The 17023-nt window shown below is 61.7% G+C and carries 19 protein-coding genes and 1 pseudogene; 8 read left to right on the top strand and 12 right to left on the bottom strand.

Translation table 11 applies throughout. From position 1 onward, the window contains the following. Together creC and OU997_RS05885 are read left to right on the top strand one after the other, a co-directional pair. Window positions 1-1434 (top strand): two-component system sensor histidine kinase CreC, encoded by a 1434-nt coding sequence (gene creC, locus OU997_RS05890; protein ID WP_267809395.1) that lies wholly within the window; start codon window positions 1-3, stop codon window positions 1432-1434. A 147-nt stretch (window positions 1435-1581) separates the two neighbouring features. Further along, a complete protein-coding gene (locus OU997_RS05885) occupies window positions 1582-2019 on the top strand; it encodes a CBS domain-containing protein (RefSeq protein ID WP_108485971.1) in 438 nt (145 codons plus the stop codon). 10 nt (window positions 2020-2029) lie between these two features. On the opposite strand, the gene OU997_RS05880 is transcribed toward OU997_RS05885, so the two are convergent. From OU997_RS05880 to OU997_RS05865, 4 genes are read right to left on the bottom strand one after another with little or no spacing between them, the layout of a single operon-like run. Further along, complete coding sequence (locus tag OU997_RS05880; RefSeq protein ID WP_267809393.1) at window positions 2030-2539, bottom strand: DinB family protein; 510 nt, start codon at window positions 2537-2539, stop codon at window positions 2030-2032. Continuing rightward, window positions 2536-2793, bottom strand: coding sequence for a DUF2834 domain-containing protein (locus OU997_RS05875; RefSeq protein ID WP_267809392.1), 258 nt, complete (start codon window positions 2791-2793; stop codon window positions 2536-2538). The genes OU997_RS05880 and OU997_RS05875 overlap by 4 nt, the downstream gene beginning before the upstream one ends. A gap of 20 nt (window positions 2794-2813) precedes the next feature. Further along, window positions 2814-3647 (bottom strand): alpha/beta fold hydrolase, encoded by an 834-nt coding sequence (locus tag OU997_RS05870; protein ID WP_267809391.1) that lies wholly within the window; start codon window positions 3645-3647, stop codon window positions 2814-2816. 10 nt (window positions 3648-3657) lie between these two features. Then, window positions 3658-4098 carry a DUF2628 domain-containing protein gene (locus OU997_RS05865; RefSeq protein ID WP_108485975.1) on the bottom strand — a complete coding sequence of 147 codons (441 nt, stop codon included), beginning with the start codon at window positions 4096-4098 and terminating at the stop codon, window positions 3658-3660. 175 nt (window positions 4099-4273) lie between these two features. Here OU997_RS05865 and creD point away from each other — a divergent pair, with 175 nt between their 5' ends. Genes creD through OU997_RS05840 form a run of 5 tightly spaced genes read left to right on the top strand, consistent with a single transcriptional unit; the run spans window position 4274 to window position 6922 of the window. After that, window positions 4274-5623 (top strand): cell envelope integrity protein CreD, encoded by a 1350-nt coding sequence (gene creD / locus OU997_RS05860; RefSeq protein ID WP_108485976.1) that lies wholly within the window; start codon window positions 4274-4276, stop codon window positions 5621-5623. A gap of 46 nt (window positions 5624-5669) precedes the next feature. Then, the gene (locus OU997_RS05855) at window positions 5670-5972 is read left to right on the top strand and encodes a hypothetical protein (RefSeq protein WP_420713246.1); all 303 of its coding nucleotides are present in this window, start codon (window positions 5670-5672) and stop codon (window positions 5970-5972) included. Next, window positions 5969-6112, top strand: a complete 144-nt coding sequence (locus tag OU997_RS05850) for a hypothetical protein (RefSeq protein ID WP_158271578.1) — start codon at window positions 5969-5971, stop codon at window positions 6110-6112. Before OU997_RS05855 ends, OU997_RS05850 begins: the two co-directional genes overlap by 4 nt. Beyond that, on the top strand, window positions 6109-6375 hold the full coding sequence (locus OU997_RS05845) for a hypothetical protein (RefSeq protein ID WP_267809390.1): 267 nt from the start codon (window positions 6109-6111) through the stop codon (window positions 6373-6375). Before OU997_RS05850 ends, OU997_RS05845 begins: the two co-directional genes overlap by 4 nt. Before the next feature lie 22 nt (window positions 6376-6397). Beyond that, window positions 6398-6922, top strand: a complete 525-nt coding sequence (locus tag OU997_RS05840) for a hypothetical protein (RefSeq protein ID WP_267809389.1) — start codon at window positions 6398-6400, stop codon at window positions 6920-6922. An 11-nt stretch (window positions 6923-6933) separates the two neighbouring features. Here the strand turns inward: OU997_RS05840 and OU997_RS05835 are convergent, their stop codons facing one another. The 5 genes and pseudogenes from OU997_RS05835 to OU997_RS20960 all read right to left on the bottom strand — a co-directional run. Beyond that, window positions 6934-7563 carry a glutathione S-transferase N-terminal domain-containing protein gene (locus OU997_RS05835; RefSeq protein WP_108485979.1) on the bottom strand — a complete coding sequence of 210 codons (630 nt, stop codon included), beginning with the start codon at window positions 7561-7563 and terminating at the stop codon, window positions 6934-6936. 134 nt (window positions 7564-7697) lie between these two features. Next, complete coding sequence (locus OU997_RS05830) at window positions 7698-9356, bottom strand: cation acetate symporter (protein WP_108485980.1); 1659 nt, start codon at window positions 9354-9356, stop codon at window positions 7698-7700. After that, window positions 9353-9664: a DUF485 domain-containing protein gene (locus OU997_RS05825; RefSeq protein ID WP_108485981.1), complete on the bottom strand. Its 312-nt coding sequence runs from the start codon at window positions 9662-9664 to the stop codon at window positions 9353-9355. The genes OU997_RS05830 and OU997_RS05825 overlap by 4 nt, the downstream gene beginning before the upstream one ends. 151 nt (window positions 9665-9815) lie before the next feature. Further along, on the bottom strand, window positions 9816-9953 hold the full coding sequence (locus OU997_RS05820) for a hypothetical protein (protein WP_177480023.1): 138 nt from the start codon (window positions 9951-9953) through the stop codon (window positions 9816-9818). After that, window positions 9914-10147: pseudogene (locus tag OU997_RS20960) on the bottom strand (hypothetical protein); the annotation flags it as partial. The pseudogene OU997_RS20960 and the gene OU997_RS05820, both read right to left, overlap by 40 nt. 316 nt (window positions 10148-10463) lie before the next feature. Between OU997_RS20960 and yegQ the strand changes: the two are divergent. Next, window positions 10464-11780: a tRNA 5-hydroxyuridine modification protein YegQ gene (gene yegQ / locus OU997_RS05805; protein WP_267809388.1), complete on the top strand. Its 1317-nt coding sequence runs from the start codon at window positions 10464-10466 to the stop codon at window positions 11778-11780. Window positions 11781-11789: 9 nt separating this feature from the next. Here yegQ and OU997_RS05800 read toward each other — a convergent pair whose 3' ends face one another. The 3 genes from OU997_RS05800 to OU997_RS05790 form a co-directional block, all read right to left on the bottom strand. Further along, the gene (locus OU997_RS05800) at window positions 11790-12497 is read right to left on the bottom strand and encodes a PolC-type DNA polymerase III (RefSeq protein ID WP_108490103.1); all 708 of its coding nucleotides are present in this window, start codon (window positions 12495-12497) and stop codon (window positions 11790-11792) included. Further along, window positions 12494-14425: a putative nucleotidyltransferase substrate binding domain-containing protein gene (locus OU997_RS05795; protein WP_267809387.1), complete on the bottom strand. Its 1932-nt coding sequence runs from the start codon at window positions 14423-14425 to the stop codon at window positions 12494-12496. Before OU997_RS05795 ends, OU997_RS05800 begins: the two co-directional genes overlap by 4 nt. A 170-nt stretch (window positions 14426-14595) precedes the next feature. Then, window positions 14596-16773, bottom strand: a complete 2178-nt coding sequence (locus OU997_RS05790) for a malate synthase G (RefSeq protein WP_267809386.1) — start codon at window positions 16771-16773, stop codon at window positions 14596-14598. Window positions 16774-17023: the final 250 nt, after the last annotated feature.

Raw genomic sequence — 17023 nt, 5'->3', positions numbered from 1 at the left:
ATGCCCTTGGGGATTCGCATCTTTCTCGTCTACTTCCTCTTTGTTGGCCTGGCCGGTTGGTTTGTGCTGAGCACGGTGATGGACGAAATCCGCCCCGGCGTAAGGCAAAGCACCGAAGAAACCCTGGTCGATACCGCCAACCTGTTGGCGGAGATTCTGCGTGATGAGGTTAAGGCAGGCAGCCTGCAACAGAGCCGCTTGCCTGCCTTGTTGCAGGCCTACGGCCAACGTCAGCCCAAGGCGCAGATCTGGGGCGTGGAGAAAACCCAGGTCAACCACCGCATCTATGTCACCGACGCCAAGGGCATCGTCCTGCTCGACTCCAGCGGTGCGGCGGTGGGCCAGGATTATTCGCGCTGGAACGATGTGTTGCTGACCCTGCGCGGTGAATACGGCGCACGCTCGACCAAGGAAGACCCGAACGACCCCGACTCCTCGGTGATGTACGTCGCCGCGCCGATCAAGGATGGCGAGCGCATCATCGGCGTGGTCTCGGTGGCCAAGCCCAACCGCACCCTGCAGCCCTATATCGAACGCTCCGAACAGCGCCTGGCCTGGCTCGGCGGCGGCCTGATTGTGCTCGGTCTGCTGGTCGGTGCACTGCTGTCCTGGTGGCTCAGTGGTGCATTGCGCAAGCTGACTCGCTACGCCCAGGCGGTCAGCGCCGGGCAACGTGCCGAACTGCCCAGCGTGCGCGGTGGCGAGCTGGCGCAACTGGCTGAGGCCATCGAGCGTATGCGCACCGAGTTGGAAGGCAAAGCCTACGTCGAACGTTACGTGCACACCCTGACCCACGAGCTGAAAAGCCCGCTGGCTGCGATTCGTGGCGCAGCCGAGTTGCTCGACAGCGAGATGCCGACGGCGCAACGGCAGCGTTTCGTGGCCAATATCGAGCAGGAAAGCGCGCGTATGCAGCAACTGATCGAGCGCCTGCTGCACCTGGCTCAAGTCGAACAACGCCAGGGCCTCGAAGAGCAAGTGGCAGTGCCTTTGCGCGCGCTGGTCGAGTCGCTGTTGCAGGCACAAATGGCGCGCATCGCAGCCGCCGGTCTGCAGATTGAAAACACCATCGGCGCTCAATTAAGCGCCTGCGGCGAGGCCTTTTTGCTGCGCCAGGCACTGGCCAATCTGCTGGATAACGCGCTGGATTTCACCCCGTCGGGCGGGCTGATTCGCTTTAGCGCTCAAGCCCTTGGCGGGCAGGTCGAGTTATGCCTGTTCAACCAGGGCGAGGCGATTCCCGATTACGCCCTGGCGCGCCTGAGCGAGCGGTTCTACTCGCTGCCGCGCCCCGGCAACGGTCGCAAGAGCACCGGTTTGGGGCTGAACTTTGTTGAGGAAGTTATGCAGCTGCATGGCGGCACGCTGCACATTGGCAATGTCGCGGGAGGGGTTGAAGCACGTCTGCGACTGCCGGCATCATCGGGCAACTGACGTACAGCTTGGCACTGACTTTGCTCGTTTGTAATGGTTGCGCTGAGCGCACACAGATGCTCTGATCGGGCTGTCGGGTTGCCAGGCAACACTCGCCCCGCGCACTATCCTCAGAGTCTCAATAAGAAACAGAGCAGGAGCCGCCGCATGAGAACAGTTGCCGAGATTCTTCGTAACAAACCCCAGGCTGCCGTCTACAGCGTGACCCCCAGTACCTCGGTTTTGGACGCGGTTAAGCTGATGGCCGAGAAGGGCATTGGTGCGTTGGTGGTGCTGGATGAGAAAGGCCGTTTGGCCGGTATCGTCAGTGAGCGCGACTATGCGCGCAAAGTCGCGTTGCTGGAGCGTTCTTCGTTTGATGTGGCGATCAGCGAAATCATGACCGCCGATGTGCTGACCGTCACCCCGCGTGACACATCAAGTTACTGCATGCAACTGATGACCGACCGCCACCTGCGGCATCTGCCTGTACTGGCTGACGGCGAGCTGATTGGTCTGTTGTCGATTGGTGACCTGGTCAAACACACCATTGCTGACCAGGCCAGCCTGATTCAGCAGCTGGAGCAGTACATTCGTGGCGGTTGATTCTCCCGTCTCATTGCTGTTTCCGCCGCTGCGGCTGGTCCTCATGCAGAAAGCGCGTGTAGATATCGCGCGGCGGCGCCAGTTGCAGCTGCGCCATGATCCGGCCGACCGCGCCACGGTGGTAGCCGCCATGGGTGACGATATGCGCGAGCATTTCCTCGCGGCTCATGCAGCCGGCATCGCCATCAACAAACGTGAAGCTCAGGCGTTCGGCCAACTGTTCGGCGCTTAGTCCTGCGGCATAGTCCAGATACCAGCGATCAGTTTCCTCCACCGCCTGTTGCAGTGCTGCCAGCGTGGGCGTTTCGTGGGTGTTGGTAGCGCTGTAGCGGTGCTCGATGCCCTGCAGATTGGCGACAAAGATCCGTTCGACCACATGGATGTGGTTGAGAATGCGCAGGGCCGCGTGCAGTTCGCTGTGCTGGGTAATGGGGTCAAGGCGTTGTAGTTCCGCAAAGAGTTCCTGGTCGGCCCAGGCCTTGTAGCGCAGCAAGGAGCTGAGCAGTGCGTGGCTACTCACTGGCATTCTCCGTTTGCTGTATCAGTGTGCGGCCAGGCGCGGAGCACCAAGTAAAGTAAGAGACCGACTGACACAAAAACTGCCGTCAGGGTGAAGAATGGCGCCAGGTAGGCCAACGATTTGCCCCGCGCGCGACCGTCGCGGTACATCCACACACCGGCCAGCGCCGCAAGGATATACAGATCGATCACCCCCTGAACGGTGTCGGCGCTGAGTGTCAGCAGGTTGATCAGCGGCAGTGCGAGTGTGCTCATGCTCCATCCTTGGCGGGTGTTCAGCGGGGTAGAGGGTGGTCTGCTCGGCCTTGCACGCAGGCCATCGCGGCTGCGGCGTTTTCCAACAGGCACGTGTAATGAGCTTGGCCGGCGCAGCGGGTAAAGGCTGTGACCACAGGCAACTGCTGCTGCAGGTAAATGGACATGGCAATCGGTGCCCAGTTGTCAGCTTCGCCATGCCACAGGTTGACTGCGGCCGTGACGTTACGCAACTCGGCGGCCCAGGGCTCGACATACAGGTGGATGTCCCGTGCGTAAGAGTGGATGCCGTGTCGGAAGCAGTCGCGCTGGATTGTTTTCAGCCAGTCCACTGTCGCGCTCTGGCGCAGCAGCTCGCGGTCTTTGCCGCCGGCACCGGCGAACAGCAGATTGAGCAACAAGCGCGGGCTGACATTCGCCAGCAGTGCCTGGTAGCTGGCAAAGGCGCGAAAGAGTCGTGGGGAATGCTGCGCCCAGCCAAAGGTGTAACGCCCGGCGCCCATGCCGACGCGGTTGCTGGCCACTTCCCAGGGTGCGGCGGCGGAGAGCAGGTGAACGGCGGCCACCTGCTCGCCCAGGCGTGTAGCGACACGCAACGCCAGGCAGGCGCCGATGGAGAAGCCGAGCAGGTGAATCGGCTGGCCTGCCGCGTGCTGCATGACCTGTTGCGCCAGCTGTTGCAGGTAGTCCTCGCGGTCGAGTTCGCCCGGCAGGTTGCGCGCCACCACCAGCAGCTTGATGCCCTGCGTCAAGGCGGCTTGATGCAGCATCGCCGCTTCGACCGCTGCGCCTGGCACACCATGAAAATAGAACAGTGGTCGCCCATGAGGACTGCCATATACCCTGGGGATCATGCGCGGACCTCTACCACCAGCCGTTATCGTTTAGCAGCATCTTCTTGTAGTAATCGATATTGGCGCGTACGGCGAATACCGCACCAATGCCATAGCCCAGCGCGTTGGCGATCTTGCTGTAACCGAGGTAGTCCAGGCCGATGCCGAGGGTGATCACCACCACTGCGCAGACCAGGAACAGTGCCAGGCCCTTTTTCCACATGCCCTTGATGGCGTAGTAGATCGGCCCAAAGAAGAACGCCAGAAAGTTGAAGCTGAAGGCCATGCGCCGCTCCTCGGCGGGCAGCTGCTTGAACTTGGGCATCTTGATGCCACCGGCATGGTGGATCGCGCTAAAGCGCTGTTTCCATTTATCCGAGATGGGGAGTGCGGCGATCTGCTCGTCGGATACCCGTGATTCTGCGTCGACGACGCTGGCTTGCGGGCTGGCGTAGGGGTTGTGCTGGGTCATGGCCGTTCATCCTTACTTGGCGATCAGCGGCACGCTACGCATTTCCCTGACGGCTGTCTATTGGCCTGCTTTGCAGCTGTGCGGTATCTCCACACACTCTCCATCTGCTCTCCATAAAGCCACCATTTGCGCCGCCCAGACTCTGCCTACCTTAACCGTCGCGGAGAGTTGCACCATGAGCCGTATCCTGGGTTTCAAGCTGGGCGCCATTGCCCTGCTGATTTTGTTGTTGCTGGTGCCGTTGTCGATGATCGGCGGGCTGGTGAGCGAGCGGCAGTACCAACGCGCCGAGGTGCTGCAGGACATCGCGCGCAGTTCCAGCTACCGCCAGCAGCTCACCGGGCCGATTCTGGTGATGCCTTACACCAAGGTATGGAACCAGTGGAAGACCCACGCCAAGACCGGCGAGCGTTACCTGGAAGAGCAGAAGAGCCGGGGGCGCCTGTACTTCCTGCCGGAGCGTTTTGTGCTCAATGGTCAGGTCAGCACCGAGGAGCGTGCGCGCGGTATCTACAAGGCGCTGTTGTACCGCAGCGACAACCAGATCAATGGCGCCTTCAAGTTGCCGGCGCGTCTGGGGCTGGGCGATGAGCTGGGTCTGTATCAGTTCGATCAGCCGTTTCTCTCGGTCGGCATCAGCGATATCCGCGGGATCAGCAATGACCTGCAGCTGCGCTTCAACGGCATGACCCTGAGCTTCGCCCCCGGCAGCGCCGAGGAGCGTTTCGGTGCCGGTGTGCATGCGCCGCTGCCGCCGCTGGATACCCAGGGCGGGCAAACCCTGGAGTTCGCCTTCGACCTGAAATTGCAGGGCACTGAGCAGTTGAGCATCACCCCGGTGGGGCGCGATAGCCGAGTCGAGCTGACCTCCGGCTGGCCTCACCCGAGCTTTGTCGGCGAATACCTGCCGAGCAGCCGTGAAGTGACAGACAAGGGCTTCAAGGCGCACTGGCAGACCAGTTTCTTCGCCACCAACCTGGAGGAAGCACTGGCCGACTGTGTTCGCGGTGACAGCTGCAATGCCCTGACCGCACGCCACTTCGGCGTGAGCTTTGTCGACCCGGTGGACCAGTACCTGAAAACCGAGCGGGCGATCAAATACGCGCTGCTGTTTATCGGCCTGACCTTCGCCGTGTTCTTCCTCTTTGAAGTGCTCAAACGTATGGCGGTGCACCCGGTGCAATACGCCCTGGTCGGCATGTCGTTGGCGTTGTTCTACCTGCTGCTGTTGTCGTTGTCCGAGCACCTGAGTTTCGCCACTGCCTACGGTATTTCGGCGCTGGCCTGTGTGGCGCTGATCGGTTTCTACGTCAGCCATGTGTTGCACAGCGCTGTGCGTGGCGGTGCCTTCGGCCTGTTGCTGGCGGCGTTGTACGGCTTGCTGTTCGCCCTGTTGAGTGCCGAGGACTACGCGCTGCTGATGGGCTCGATCCTGGTGTTCGGCGTGCTGACCGGCGTGATGGTGCTGACCCGCAAACTCGACTGGTACGGCGTAGGCAAAGCCAGCCCGGCTAGCAGCCTTTGATCAACCCGGGCGCAGTCCAGGCTGCGCCCATCTTGGAGAGCCAATCATGATGCGTTTACTGGTGCAGTTTGCCGCATGCAGCACCCTCGGCCTGGCGGTCGCGTTACTGGTGCTGTTGGGTTTGATGTTCTGTGGTCAATTTGGCGTGATCGATACGCTGATACTCAGCGGCAAGCCGCTGGCGCTGCTCAGCCTGCAACTGCCGCAAGGCTTCTGGTTCGAACTGACCGGCCTGAGCGATGCGGCGCAGAACGCTACGCTGCAATCCTTTCTCAGCCTGTGTGCGGGGCTCGGGCAAATCGGCCTGCTGCTGGCCGCCGGGTTTTTTCGCCTGTGGTACGTACGATGAGCGGGCATATTGGTTTGCGCGAAGAGTCGCGCGCCGGGCACCTGCTGGCGCGGCGGATTGCCCGCTTGTTTGCCCCGGCGGTGTCGACACGACGTTCATGCGTGCGTCTGCCAGTGTTGCCTGCAGGTTCGCCGCGATGAGCCGGCGCTGGGGCGTTCTGCAAGGGCTGCTGATGGGGCAGCAGGCGGGTTATCTGTTGGCGCTGTTGCTCGGGGCTTTGCTGCCGTCCTGGCCGTTCAATACGCTGTTCACCCCGCTGGCGCTGCTTGGCTTGTGGTTGCAGCGGTTGTCTTACCGCTGGCTGGCTACGGCTGATCGTGAGGCTTACGTCGGCGCCGCGGGCCTGGGTGGGCTAAGCATGGCTGGCCTGTGGCTGTTCTATTTCTATGCGGGAGCCTGGTGAGGTGACGACGCATCGGTTATCCATGGAGTCGAGCAAACGTGGGTTGAAGGCCCTGTATCGCGGCACGGTGTATGGCTTACAGCTGTTGATCTGGCTACTGCTGGGGCTGTACCTGGCCTATAAGCTGTTTGAGCGACAGCACATGGTCGATGTACTGCCGGCATCGCTGGAGCCGACTTCGGTGTTATTGATCGATGGTGAAAGTGGCGTGCGCGAAGGTTGTGGGGTCGCAGTGTGGCGCATGTCGGCGCACACCCGTTTGGCCTTGCACCAGGACGCGCTGGGGTTTCTCGCTCAGGCCCGGCAGGCCCGTGGCTATAGCGAGCCTTATTACCGCTTCGATCCCTGGCAGCCGAGCCCGGTGCCGGACGAGCTAAATGCTGATGGCGGCTGGCTGTCCTTGGCCTGCGCCTCACCCAGTGAGCGCCTGGAGCAGCTGATCAATGTGGCGATGCAGAGCCCAGGCAGTTTCTACAGCATCAAGCCCGAGGGCATCCTGCTGTTGATTCCGGCCCAGGGCCTGATCGTTTTTGGCTACTACGGTTGAGCCGACGTGGCTCATTGCTGAGGTACGGTCGCCTGCATCGACGGCAACTGACTGACGTCGGCATACCAGCCGGCCAGTTGTGGGTAGCGTTCACGCCAGTTCAGCTCGGGCTGGCGCAGGTCGAGGTAGCCGAAGACGCAGGCCAGGGTGATGGCGGCGATATCGAAGTGGCTGGCCAGCTCGGCAACCGCCTCGCTTTCAAACTGCTGCAGGGCGCGTTCGATTTTCTCCTGCTGCGCGGCCTGCCATTGATCCCAGCGTTTTTCTTCGGGGCGCAGAAAGGTTTCGTAGCGGATCAGCACGGCGGCATCGAGGACTGCATCGGCCAGTGAGGCCAGGGTCAGGCGCCGCCAGCGGGCCGGGCCATCGTGCGGGATCAGGGGTTCGCCGACATGCTGGCGGTCGAGGTAGTCGAGTATCACCCGGCTGTCGTGCAGCACCGAGCCGTCAGCCAGACGCAGGGCGGGAATCTTGCCGGCCGGGTTGCCGGCATTAACCACACTGCTGGGGCTGGTTGGGCTGAGTTGCACTTCTTCTAGTTGCACGCGGCCCAGCTGGCCAGTCTCGTGCAGCAGCACCATGACTTTGCGCACAAAGGGCGAGGTGGCGGTGTAGAACAGGGTCATGCTCGGGTTGGACATTGTGGGTTCCTGAAGTGTGGGGTGGCTGCGCATGGTAATGATCGTAGAAGTTGTAGCCTGGAGTGAACCACGTACGGCGCGCAATAAAAAAGGGCAGCCCTGAGGCTGCCCTTTTTGTACTGCATCACCCCTGTTTAGTGGGCGCTGGCACCGCTGGCACCCAGGCCCGTTTGCGAGCGTACGAACTGTGGGATAAAGCGGGCACGGGCATCGCCGGCCGCCACAGATTTATCCGTCACCGAGAAGAACCAGATACCGATGAAGGCGATGGCCATCGAGAACAGCGCTGGGTACTCGTAAGGGAAGATCGCCTGAGCATTACCCAGCACCTGCACCCAGACGGTTGGGCCGAGGATCATCAGGGTCACTGCGGTGACCAGGCCCATCCAGCCGCCGATCATGGCACCACGGGTCGTCAGGTTCTTCCAGTACATGGAGAGAATCAGCACCGGGAAGTTGCAACTGGCCGCGATGGAGAAGGCCAGACCGACCATGAAGGCAATGTTCTGCTTCTCGAAGGCGATGCCCAGGCCGATGGCCAGGACGCCGAGGGCCACAGTGGTGATCTTCGATACGCGCAGCTCATCCTTCTCGTTGGCTTTGCCTTTCTTCAGCACGCTGGCGTACAGGTCGTGGGACACCGCCGAGGCACCGGCCAGGGTCAGACCGGCTACCACCGCGAGGATGGTGGCGAAGGCCACGGCCGAGATAAAGCCGAGGAACCAGCTGCCGCCCACGGCGTTGGCCAGGTGCACCGCCGCCATGTTGTTACCGCCGAGCAGAGCGCCGGTGGCGTCCTTGAAGTCCGGGTTGGTGCTGACCAGCAGGATCGCGCCGAAGCCGATGATGAAGGTCAGGATGTAGAAGTAGCCGATAAAGCCCGTGGCGTAGAACACCGACTTACGCGCTTCCTTGGCATCGCTCACGGTGAAGAAGCGCATGAGGATGTGCGGCAGGCCAGCGGTACCGAACATCAGCGCCAAGCCGAGGGAGATTGCCGAAATCGGGTCTTTCACCAGGCCGCCGGGGCTCATGATCGCCTCGCCTTTGGGGTGCACGGCGATGGCTTCGCTGAACAGCCGGGCGAAGTCGAAGTCGACGTGTTTCATCACCATCAGGGCCATGAATGAGGCACCGGAAAGCAGCAGTACGGCCTTGATGATCTGTACCCAGGTGGTCGCCAGCATGCCGCCGAACAGCACGTACAGCACCATCAGGATGCCGACCAGGATCACCGCCACGTGGTATTCCAGGCCGAACAACAGTTCGATCAGCTTGCCGGCACCGACCATCTGTGCGATCAGGTAGAACGCGACGACTACCAGCGAGCCGCTGGCGGACAGGGTACGAATCTGCGTTTGCCCGAGGCGGTAGGAGGCGACGTCGGCAAAGGTGTACTTGCCAAGGTTGCGCAGGCGTTCGGCGATCAGGAACAGGATCACCGGCCAGCCGACCAGGAAACCGATCGAGTAGATCAGGCCGTCATAGCCAGAGGTGAATACCAGCGCGGAAATACCCAGGAACGAGGCCGCCGACATGTAGTCGCCGGCGATCGCCAGGCCGTTCTGGAAGCCGGTAATGCTGCCGCCCGCAGTATAGAAGTCGGAAGTCGAGGTGTTGCGCTTGGACGCCCAGTAGGTGATGTACAGCGTTGCGCCAACAAAGGCGAGGAACATCACAATGGCCGAGGTGTTCAGTGGCTGGCGCTGGACATCGCCTTCCAGCGCCCCAGCGGCCCACAGAGCAGGGGCCAGCGCCATCAGACCGATGGCCGTGAGAATGCGTGCGATCATTTCTGCACCTCGTCGAGTACGGCCTGGTTGAGGGTGTCGAATTCACCATTGGCGCGTTGCACGTAGATACCGGTCAGCACGAAGGCCGAGAGGATCAAACCGACACCCATGGGAATACCCCAGGTAATCGGTGAGTCGGCACTGATACGCGTGCCGAGCAATTGCGGCTCGAAGGCGATCAGCAGGATAAAGGCCACGTACAGGCCGAGCATGATGGCTGAGAGTGTCCAGGCAAAGCGTTCGCGCTTGGCGACCAGTTCCTGGAAGCGCGGATTTGATTGAATCCGCGCGTAGCTGTCGTCGTGCATTATTGTTGTCCTCCGACGTTGGGGTGATGAGCCTACTCTAGGCTCACGCCGGCGGAGTGACAGACGACCTTAGTCGTAGCTTTCAGTGTTCTAGACCAAGGTCGTAGCCCACAGAACATGGGCCTCAGCGTCGCAGCCGTGGCCAACCCCCTCATACGGCGGGCAAGCCGAGGCCCCGCCAGGCCGCAGCATCCCAGCCGCTATCACCCAGCCGCGCACTGATCAGGCCGATGGCGCCAAGCAGGACAATCAGCAGTGGCAGGGCCAAGGTCGACTGACGCCAGTGCATGCTGTGGCCTGCGCGTGCTCAGGTTGTGTGGATGGAGTTTGCCGGCGAACCCAGCAGCGTTACAGGCCGCTGCCGAGCCCGATGATGGTCCGCATATCCAGCACCGCCCTGAGAATTTCCATTGGCATGTCGCCGTAGTCGCCCAAATGCAGCGGCTGCGACATCGACAGCGCATCCATGTACCAGGGCCGTTGGTCGCTGGCATTTCAACCGCCCCGCCGCTGCGCGCATCGAGCATCAACGTGTGCGAGGCATTCGGCTCGGTGCCGGCGGTAATCGCCAGCACACCGTTGGGTTCGTCGTCCTCATAAAGCGAAATGCTGCACTACTTCCTCCGGCCGATGATGCTCAACAGCTTCGACCCACTCTGCAGGCTCAGGTGTGGCGTCTGGGTGGTCAGCTCAGGCACGTCACCGAACAGGTGTGCCCGTTCATGACATAGATGCAGATCAATAGCCGTTAACCGCCCGCGCGCTAGAGTGGGCGGCCCCGTTGGCTGAGCGTTTTCCCATGGCATCGATTCCGCGTTACCCCGAGCTGCTCTCGCCAGCCGGCACCCTGAAAAACATGCGTTATGCCTTCGCCTATGGCGCGGATGCGGTGTACGCCGGGCAGCCGCGCTACAGCCTGCGGGTGCGCAACAATGAGTTCGACCACGCCAACCTGGAGGCGGGTATCCGTGAGGCGCATGCCCAGGGCAAGCAGTTCTATGTGGTGGTCAACATCGCGCCGCATAACGCCAAGCTGAAGACCTTTCTGCGTGACCTGCTGCCGGTGGTGCTGATGGGCCCGGATGCGCTGATCATGTCCGACCCCGGCTTGATCATGCTGGTGCGCGAACACTTCCCGCAAATGCCGATTCATCTGTCGGTGCAAGCCAATGCGGTGAACTGGGCCAGCGTGAGGTTCTGGCAACAGCAGGGCTTGAGCCGGGTGATTCTGTCGCGCGAGCTGTCGCTGGAGGAGATTGCCGAGATTCGCAGTGAAGTGCCGGGCATGGAGCTGGAGGTGTTTGTCCACGGCGCGCTGTGCATGGCCTATTCCGGGCGCTGCCTGCTGTCGGGCTATATCAATAAGCGCGACCCCAACCAGGGCAGCTGCACCAATGCCTGTCGTTGGCAGTACCAGGCCACTCCTGCCGGCGAGAACGAGCTGGGTGAGGTGGTGCAGATTGTCGAACCGACCTTAGGCGTGGGGGCGCCGACCGAGCAGCTGTTTCTGCTGGAAGATGCCAGCCGCCCTGGCGAGCAAATGGCTGCCTTTGAGGATGAGCACGGCACCTACATCATGAATTCCAAGGACCTGCGCGCGGTACAGCATGTTGAGCGCCTGGTGCAGATGGGCGTGCATTCGCTGAAGATCGAGGGCCGAACCAAATCCCACTATTACGTGGCGCGCACCGCTCAGGTGTACCGCAAGGCCATTGATGATGCGGTGGCCGGCAGGCCCTTCGACAAATCCCTGATGACGACCCTGGAGTCCCTGGCCCATCGCGGCTACACCGAGGGTTTTCTGCGCCGCCATGTGCACGATGAATATCAGAACTATGAGCGCGGCAGTTCGGTGTCGGAACAGCAGCAGTTTGTCGGTGAGCTGACCGGCGAGCGGCGTGGTGAGCTGGCTGAAGTGCGGGTGAAAAACCGCTTTGCCGTGGGCGATGGGCTGGAGCTGATGACGCCCCAGGGCAATCTGCGCTTTACCCTGGACCAGCTGGAAAACCGTCAGGGCCAAGCCATGTCAGTCGCTCCGGGCGACGGTCACATGCTGTACCTGCCGGTGCCGTCTGAGGTGCAGCTGGAGTACGCGTTGCTGATGCGCGATCTGTAGGGTGCGCCACTACAGCGAGTGCGCGTGCTGCCGTCGACGGTAACCCGTGAGCTGCTGTTCCAGCGCGTGCAGGCTGTCGAGCTGCTGGCTGCGTGCCTTGCTGAACAGAATCAGCGCCAGCTCGGCGGTGGCCAGGGCGTCGGCGCTGGCGTGGTGGCGTTGATGCACCTGCAGGCCGAAATAGCGGGTCCAGTCATCGAGCCCGCCGTGGCGGATGTCGGCCTGTGGGCAGAGCATCGGCGCCAGTTCAGCGACATCGAAGAACCGGTGCTGTAAGCGGTAGTCCAGCGTCTGCTTCAGTGCACGGGCCAACATGCCTTGGTCGAACCCAGCATGAAAGGCCAGCAGCGGGCTGTTACCGACAAACTCCATAAACGTCAGCAAGGCTTGTGCGGGGTCTTCGCCATTGGCGATTTCGCTGGGGGCGATGCCGTGGATCAATGTACTGGCGCTGGCCTGGTGGCCTTCACGGAGCAAGGTGCATTCGAACTGCTGGCTGAGGTCAATTGCGCCGTTGTCGATCACCACCGCGCCAATCGACAGCACCTGATCGCGGCGCATATTCAGACCGCTGGTTTCCAGGTCGAGAACCACGAAGCGCTGCTGCTGCAGCGGACGCTCATCGTGTGTGCGGGGGGCGGCCAGGTTGCCGCGCCGCTCCAGTTGCGCCTGAGTCAGCGCGGGGCCACGCCCGCTAAACCAGGTGAACTTGCTCATAGTTGGTACCTCACAGCCAGGCTGCTCTGCAGCCGCTGCGCCTGGCGGAAAGACTCACGCAGGATGCGCCGGTCGAGGTGGTTGAGGTGGTCAGGGTCAACCCGGTTGGAGTAGGGCTGGCTATTGCGTGCCTGCAGCTGGTGCTGCTGCATCCGTGCCTGCTGAATATAGTGATAAGCCTCTTCATAGGCCGCGCCATCCTGAGTCTCGATCACCCCTTGCTGAATCAGCGCGCGCAGCCGTTCCAGGGTGTTGCAGACGGTCACGCCATGGGCCAGGGCCAGCAGGCGCGCGCCGTCAACGAAGGGCGTCAGGCCCTGCACCTTGAGGTCCAGGGTGTCCTTTTCGGCCCCCTTGCGGGCCACCACGAAATCCCGAAACACGCCCACCGGCGGGCGTTGGCGCAGGGCATTCTCCGCCATCATGCGCTGGAACAGACTATTGTCGGCCACCTGTTGCAGCAGGCCCTGGCGCAGCTGCTCGCAACCCTCGGTTTCGCCCCATACCGCGCGCAGGTCGAAATAGATGCTCGAAGCTAGCAGGTTCTCCGGGGTGGCTTCCTGGACAAAACTGCTGAAACGCCGCGACCACTCCTGACGTGACAGGCACAGCTCGGGGTTGCCGGCCATGATGTTGCCCTTGCACAGGGTAAAGCCACACTGCGCCAGGCGGTGGTTGATCTCCTGGGCCAGCGGTAGCAGGCGCTCGCGAATGGCTGCGGCTTCGGTTGCATCGGCGGCTTCGAACAAAATGCCGTTGTCTTGGTCGGTGTGCAGGGTTTGCTCGCTGCGGCCTTCGCTGCCGAACACCAGCCAGGTGAATGGCACACCGGGGGTGCCCATGTCTTCGAGGGTCAGTTCGATCACCCGGCAGACGGTGTGATCGTTGAACAGGGTGATCAGCTGGGTGATCTGCGTCGAGCTGGCACCGTGGGCGAGCATGCTGTCGACCAGTTGGCGTACATCGCTGCGCAGCGACGCCAGGGTTTCCACCCGCCCGGCATGGCGAATGGTGCGCGCCAGATGCACCAGATCGACCCGCTGCAGGCTGAACAGATCCCGCTCGGAAATCACCCCGCACAGCTGGTCATGCTCAACCAGGCAAACGTGGGCGATATGCCGTTCGGTCATCGCCATCGCCGCATCGAAGGCACTGGCATCCGGGGGGAGATGGAAGGGTGCCTGGGTCATCAGGTCGGCGATAGGTTGTGACAGATCAACACCGTCGGCCACCACGCGGCGCAGGTCGCGCAGGGTGAAAATGCCGAGCGGTTTCAGGGCTGGGTCGGCAATCACGATGCTGCCGACCTGCCGCTCGTGCATCAGTTTGACCGCGTCGCGCAGTGGCATGTCCGGGGCGCAGCTGATCGGGGCGCGCATGGCCAGCTGGCCGAGGCGGGTGTCGAGCGAATACTGCGCACCGAGGGTTTCCACCGCGCGCATCTGCACCTGTTGGTTGACCTGATCGAGCAGGCTGCTGACCCCACGCAGAGCAAAGTCGCGCAACGGGTTAGACAACGAGAACAGCTTGATAAAGGCCGGCTTGTTCAGTAGCAGGCAGAAGGTGTCTTCGGCGGCCAGGTGCTCGGTACGGGTGGCGCGTTCGCCGATCAGCGCGGCCAGCGGGAAGCATTCGCCGCTGGTGATCTCGAAGGTGGTTTCTGTGCCGCGCCGCGCTGAATGCGGGCGCTCGCCATGCACGCGGCCCTGTTTGACGATGTAGAAGTGCTCAACCGGGCCGTCGCTTGGCTTGATGATGGTTTCACCTTCGCCATAGAACCGCAGCTGGCAGTTCTCCACCAGATAGGCCAAGTGCGCAGTATCCATTTGGTTGAACGGCGGGAATTTCTGCAAAAAGGCTATGGTGCCATGGATGTTCTGCAACACCGCCGTCTTGCCTGCCAGGGCGATTGCGTCTGCGCGGCTCATGGGCGGCCTCGGGAGTTAGCTGTACAGGCATGATCGGCCCTTGCTGTCGCCGTGGCCATTGGACGTAAGTCTAGAGCGCAGTCGCCACCTGTCGTCGAGTTCTGCTCGGTTAATTGCCAACAATAAAAAACCGCCCAGAAGGGCGGTTTTTATGGGGCTGCAGCTGCGGGTTACAGGCCGTTGGCGGCCTTGAACTCGCGACGACGGCGGTGCAGAACGGGCTCGGTGTAGCCATTCGGCTGCTTGGTGCCTTCGACGACCAACTCCAGCGCCGCCTGGAAGGCGATGTTGCTGTCGAAGTTCGGCGCCAGCGGACGGTACAGCGGGTCGCTGGCGTTCTGACGGTCAACCACGGGTGCCATACGCTTGAGGCTGGCCACGATCTGCTCTTCAGTGGCGATGCCGTGACGCAGCCAGTTGGCCAGCAGTTGGCTGGAGATACGCAGGGTCGCGCGATCTTCCATCAGGCCGACATCGTTGATATCCGGCACCTTGGAGCAGCCCACGCCCTGGTCGATCCAGCGCACCACGTAGCCGAGGATGCCCTGCGAGTTGTTGTCCAGTTCGTTCTGGATTTCCTCGGGTGTCCAGTTGGTGTCTTTGGCCAGCGGAATGCTCAGGATGTCGTCCAGCGACGCGCGCTCACGCGTGGCCAATTCGGCCTGACGGGCGAACACGTCAACCTTGTGGTAGTGCAAGGCGTGCAAGGCAGCGGCGGTCGGCGACGGTACCCAGGCGGTGTTGGCACCGGCCAGTGGGTGCATGATTTTCTGCTCGACCATCGCGGCCATCAGATCAGGCATGGCCCACATGCCTTTACCAATCTGCGCACGACCTTGCAGGCCGGTGGCCAGGCCGATGTCGACGTTCCAGTTTTCGTAGGCGCTGATCCACTTCTCAGCTTTCATGGCCGCTTTACGCACGACAGCGCCGGCTTCCATGGAGGTGTGGATTTCGTCACCAGTACGGTCGAGGAAGCCGGTGTTGATGAACACCACGCGCTCGCTGGCGGCCTTGATGCAGGCTTTCAGGTTGACGGTGGTGCGGCGCTCTTCGTCCATGATGCCGACTTTGAGTGTGTTGCGCGGCAGGCCAAGAACGTCTTCAACGCGGCCGAAAATTTCGCTGGTGAAAGCGACTTCTTCCGGGCCGTGCATCTTTGGCTTCACGATGTACACCGAGCCAGTGCGGGTGTTCTTGCGGCGGGTGTTGCCATTCAGGTTGTGGATGGCGATGAGGCTGGTGAACAGGGCGTCCTGAATGCCTTCCGGGAGCTCGTTGCCGGCGGCGTCGAGGATGGCCGGGTTGGTCATCAGGTGGCCGACGTTACGCACGAACAGCAGGCTGCGGCCGTGCAGGGTCAGTTCACTGCCGTCGGCCTTGGTGTAGACGCGGTCCGGGTTCATGGTGCGGGTGAAGGTCTTGCCGCCTTTGGCGACTTCTTCAGCCAGGTCGCCCTTCATCAGGCCGAGCCAGTTCTTGTAGACCACGACTTTATCGTCGGCATCCACGGCGGCAACGGAATCTTCGCAGTCCATGATGGTGGTCAGCGCGGCTTCCATCAGCACGTCTTTGACGCCGGCGGCGTCGGTTTGGCCGACTGGAGTGCTGGCGTCGATCTGGATTTCGAAATGCAGACCGTTGTGCTTGAGCAATACAGCGGTCGGCGCAGCAGCATCGCCCTGGAAGGCGATGAACTGGGCGACGTTTGTCAGGCCGGTGCGGCTGCCGTTTTTCAGTGCAACAGCGAGTTGGCCGTCAACCACGGTGTAGGCGGTGGCATCGACGTGGGAGGCACCTTCCAGCGGTGCGGCTTCATCAAGGAAGGCGCGGGCAAAGGCGATGACCTTGTCACCACGGACTTTGTTGTAACCCTTGCCTTTTTCAGCGCCGCCTTCTTCGCTGATCACGTCAGTGCCGTATAGCGCGTCGTACAGCGAGCCCCAGCGGGCGTTGGAGGCGTTCAGGGCGAAGCGCGCGTTCATCACTGGTACAACCAGCTGCGGACCGGCCAGACGGGCGATTTCTTCGTCGACGTTTTGCGTGGTGACGTGGAAGTCGGCAGGCTCCGGCAGCAGGTAGCCGATTTCTTCGAGGAAGGCTTTGTAGGCTGCCGCGTCATGGGCCTGGCCCGCACGAGCCTGGTGCCAGCCGTCGATCTGCGCCTGAATCGCATCGCGTTTGGCGAGCAGCGCACGGTTTTTCGGGGCCAGGTCATTGATCACCGCTTCGGCACCCGCCCAGAACGTCTCGGCAGCAATGCCGGTACCGGGGATGGCTTCGTTATTCACGAAGTCGAACAGCACTTTGGCAACCTGCAGGCTGCCTACTTGAACGCGTTCAGTCATCACTTGCCTCACTCTGCTCAGCTCTACTCAATAGCCGCGTCGTACATGGGAAATAAATCATGTAGTCCGAGGCGCGGCATACTACATCAAGATCAGGGGAAAATCAGTGGGTGCGCGTCGCTATGCGACCAAGAAGTGCTTTGCAGTCACTACATGTGGCTTTTTGTCGCGATAAATTTTGAATATTGTTTCATATAAATTTTAAAACAGTACACAGTTTATTGTCTGTGTTACTCGCTAACCGGCAGTA

The sequence above is a fragment of the Pseudomonas sp. SL4(2022) genome, from assembly GCF_026625725.1.
Classification (GTDB): Bacteria; Pseudomonadota; Gammaproteobacteria; order Pseudomonadales; family Pseudomonadaceae; genus Aquipseudomonas.
This window is presented reverse-complemented; position numbering and strand designations above follow the sequence as displayed.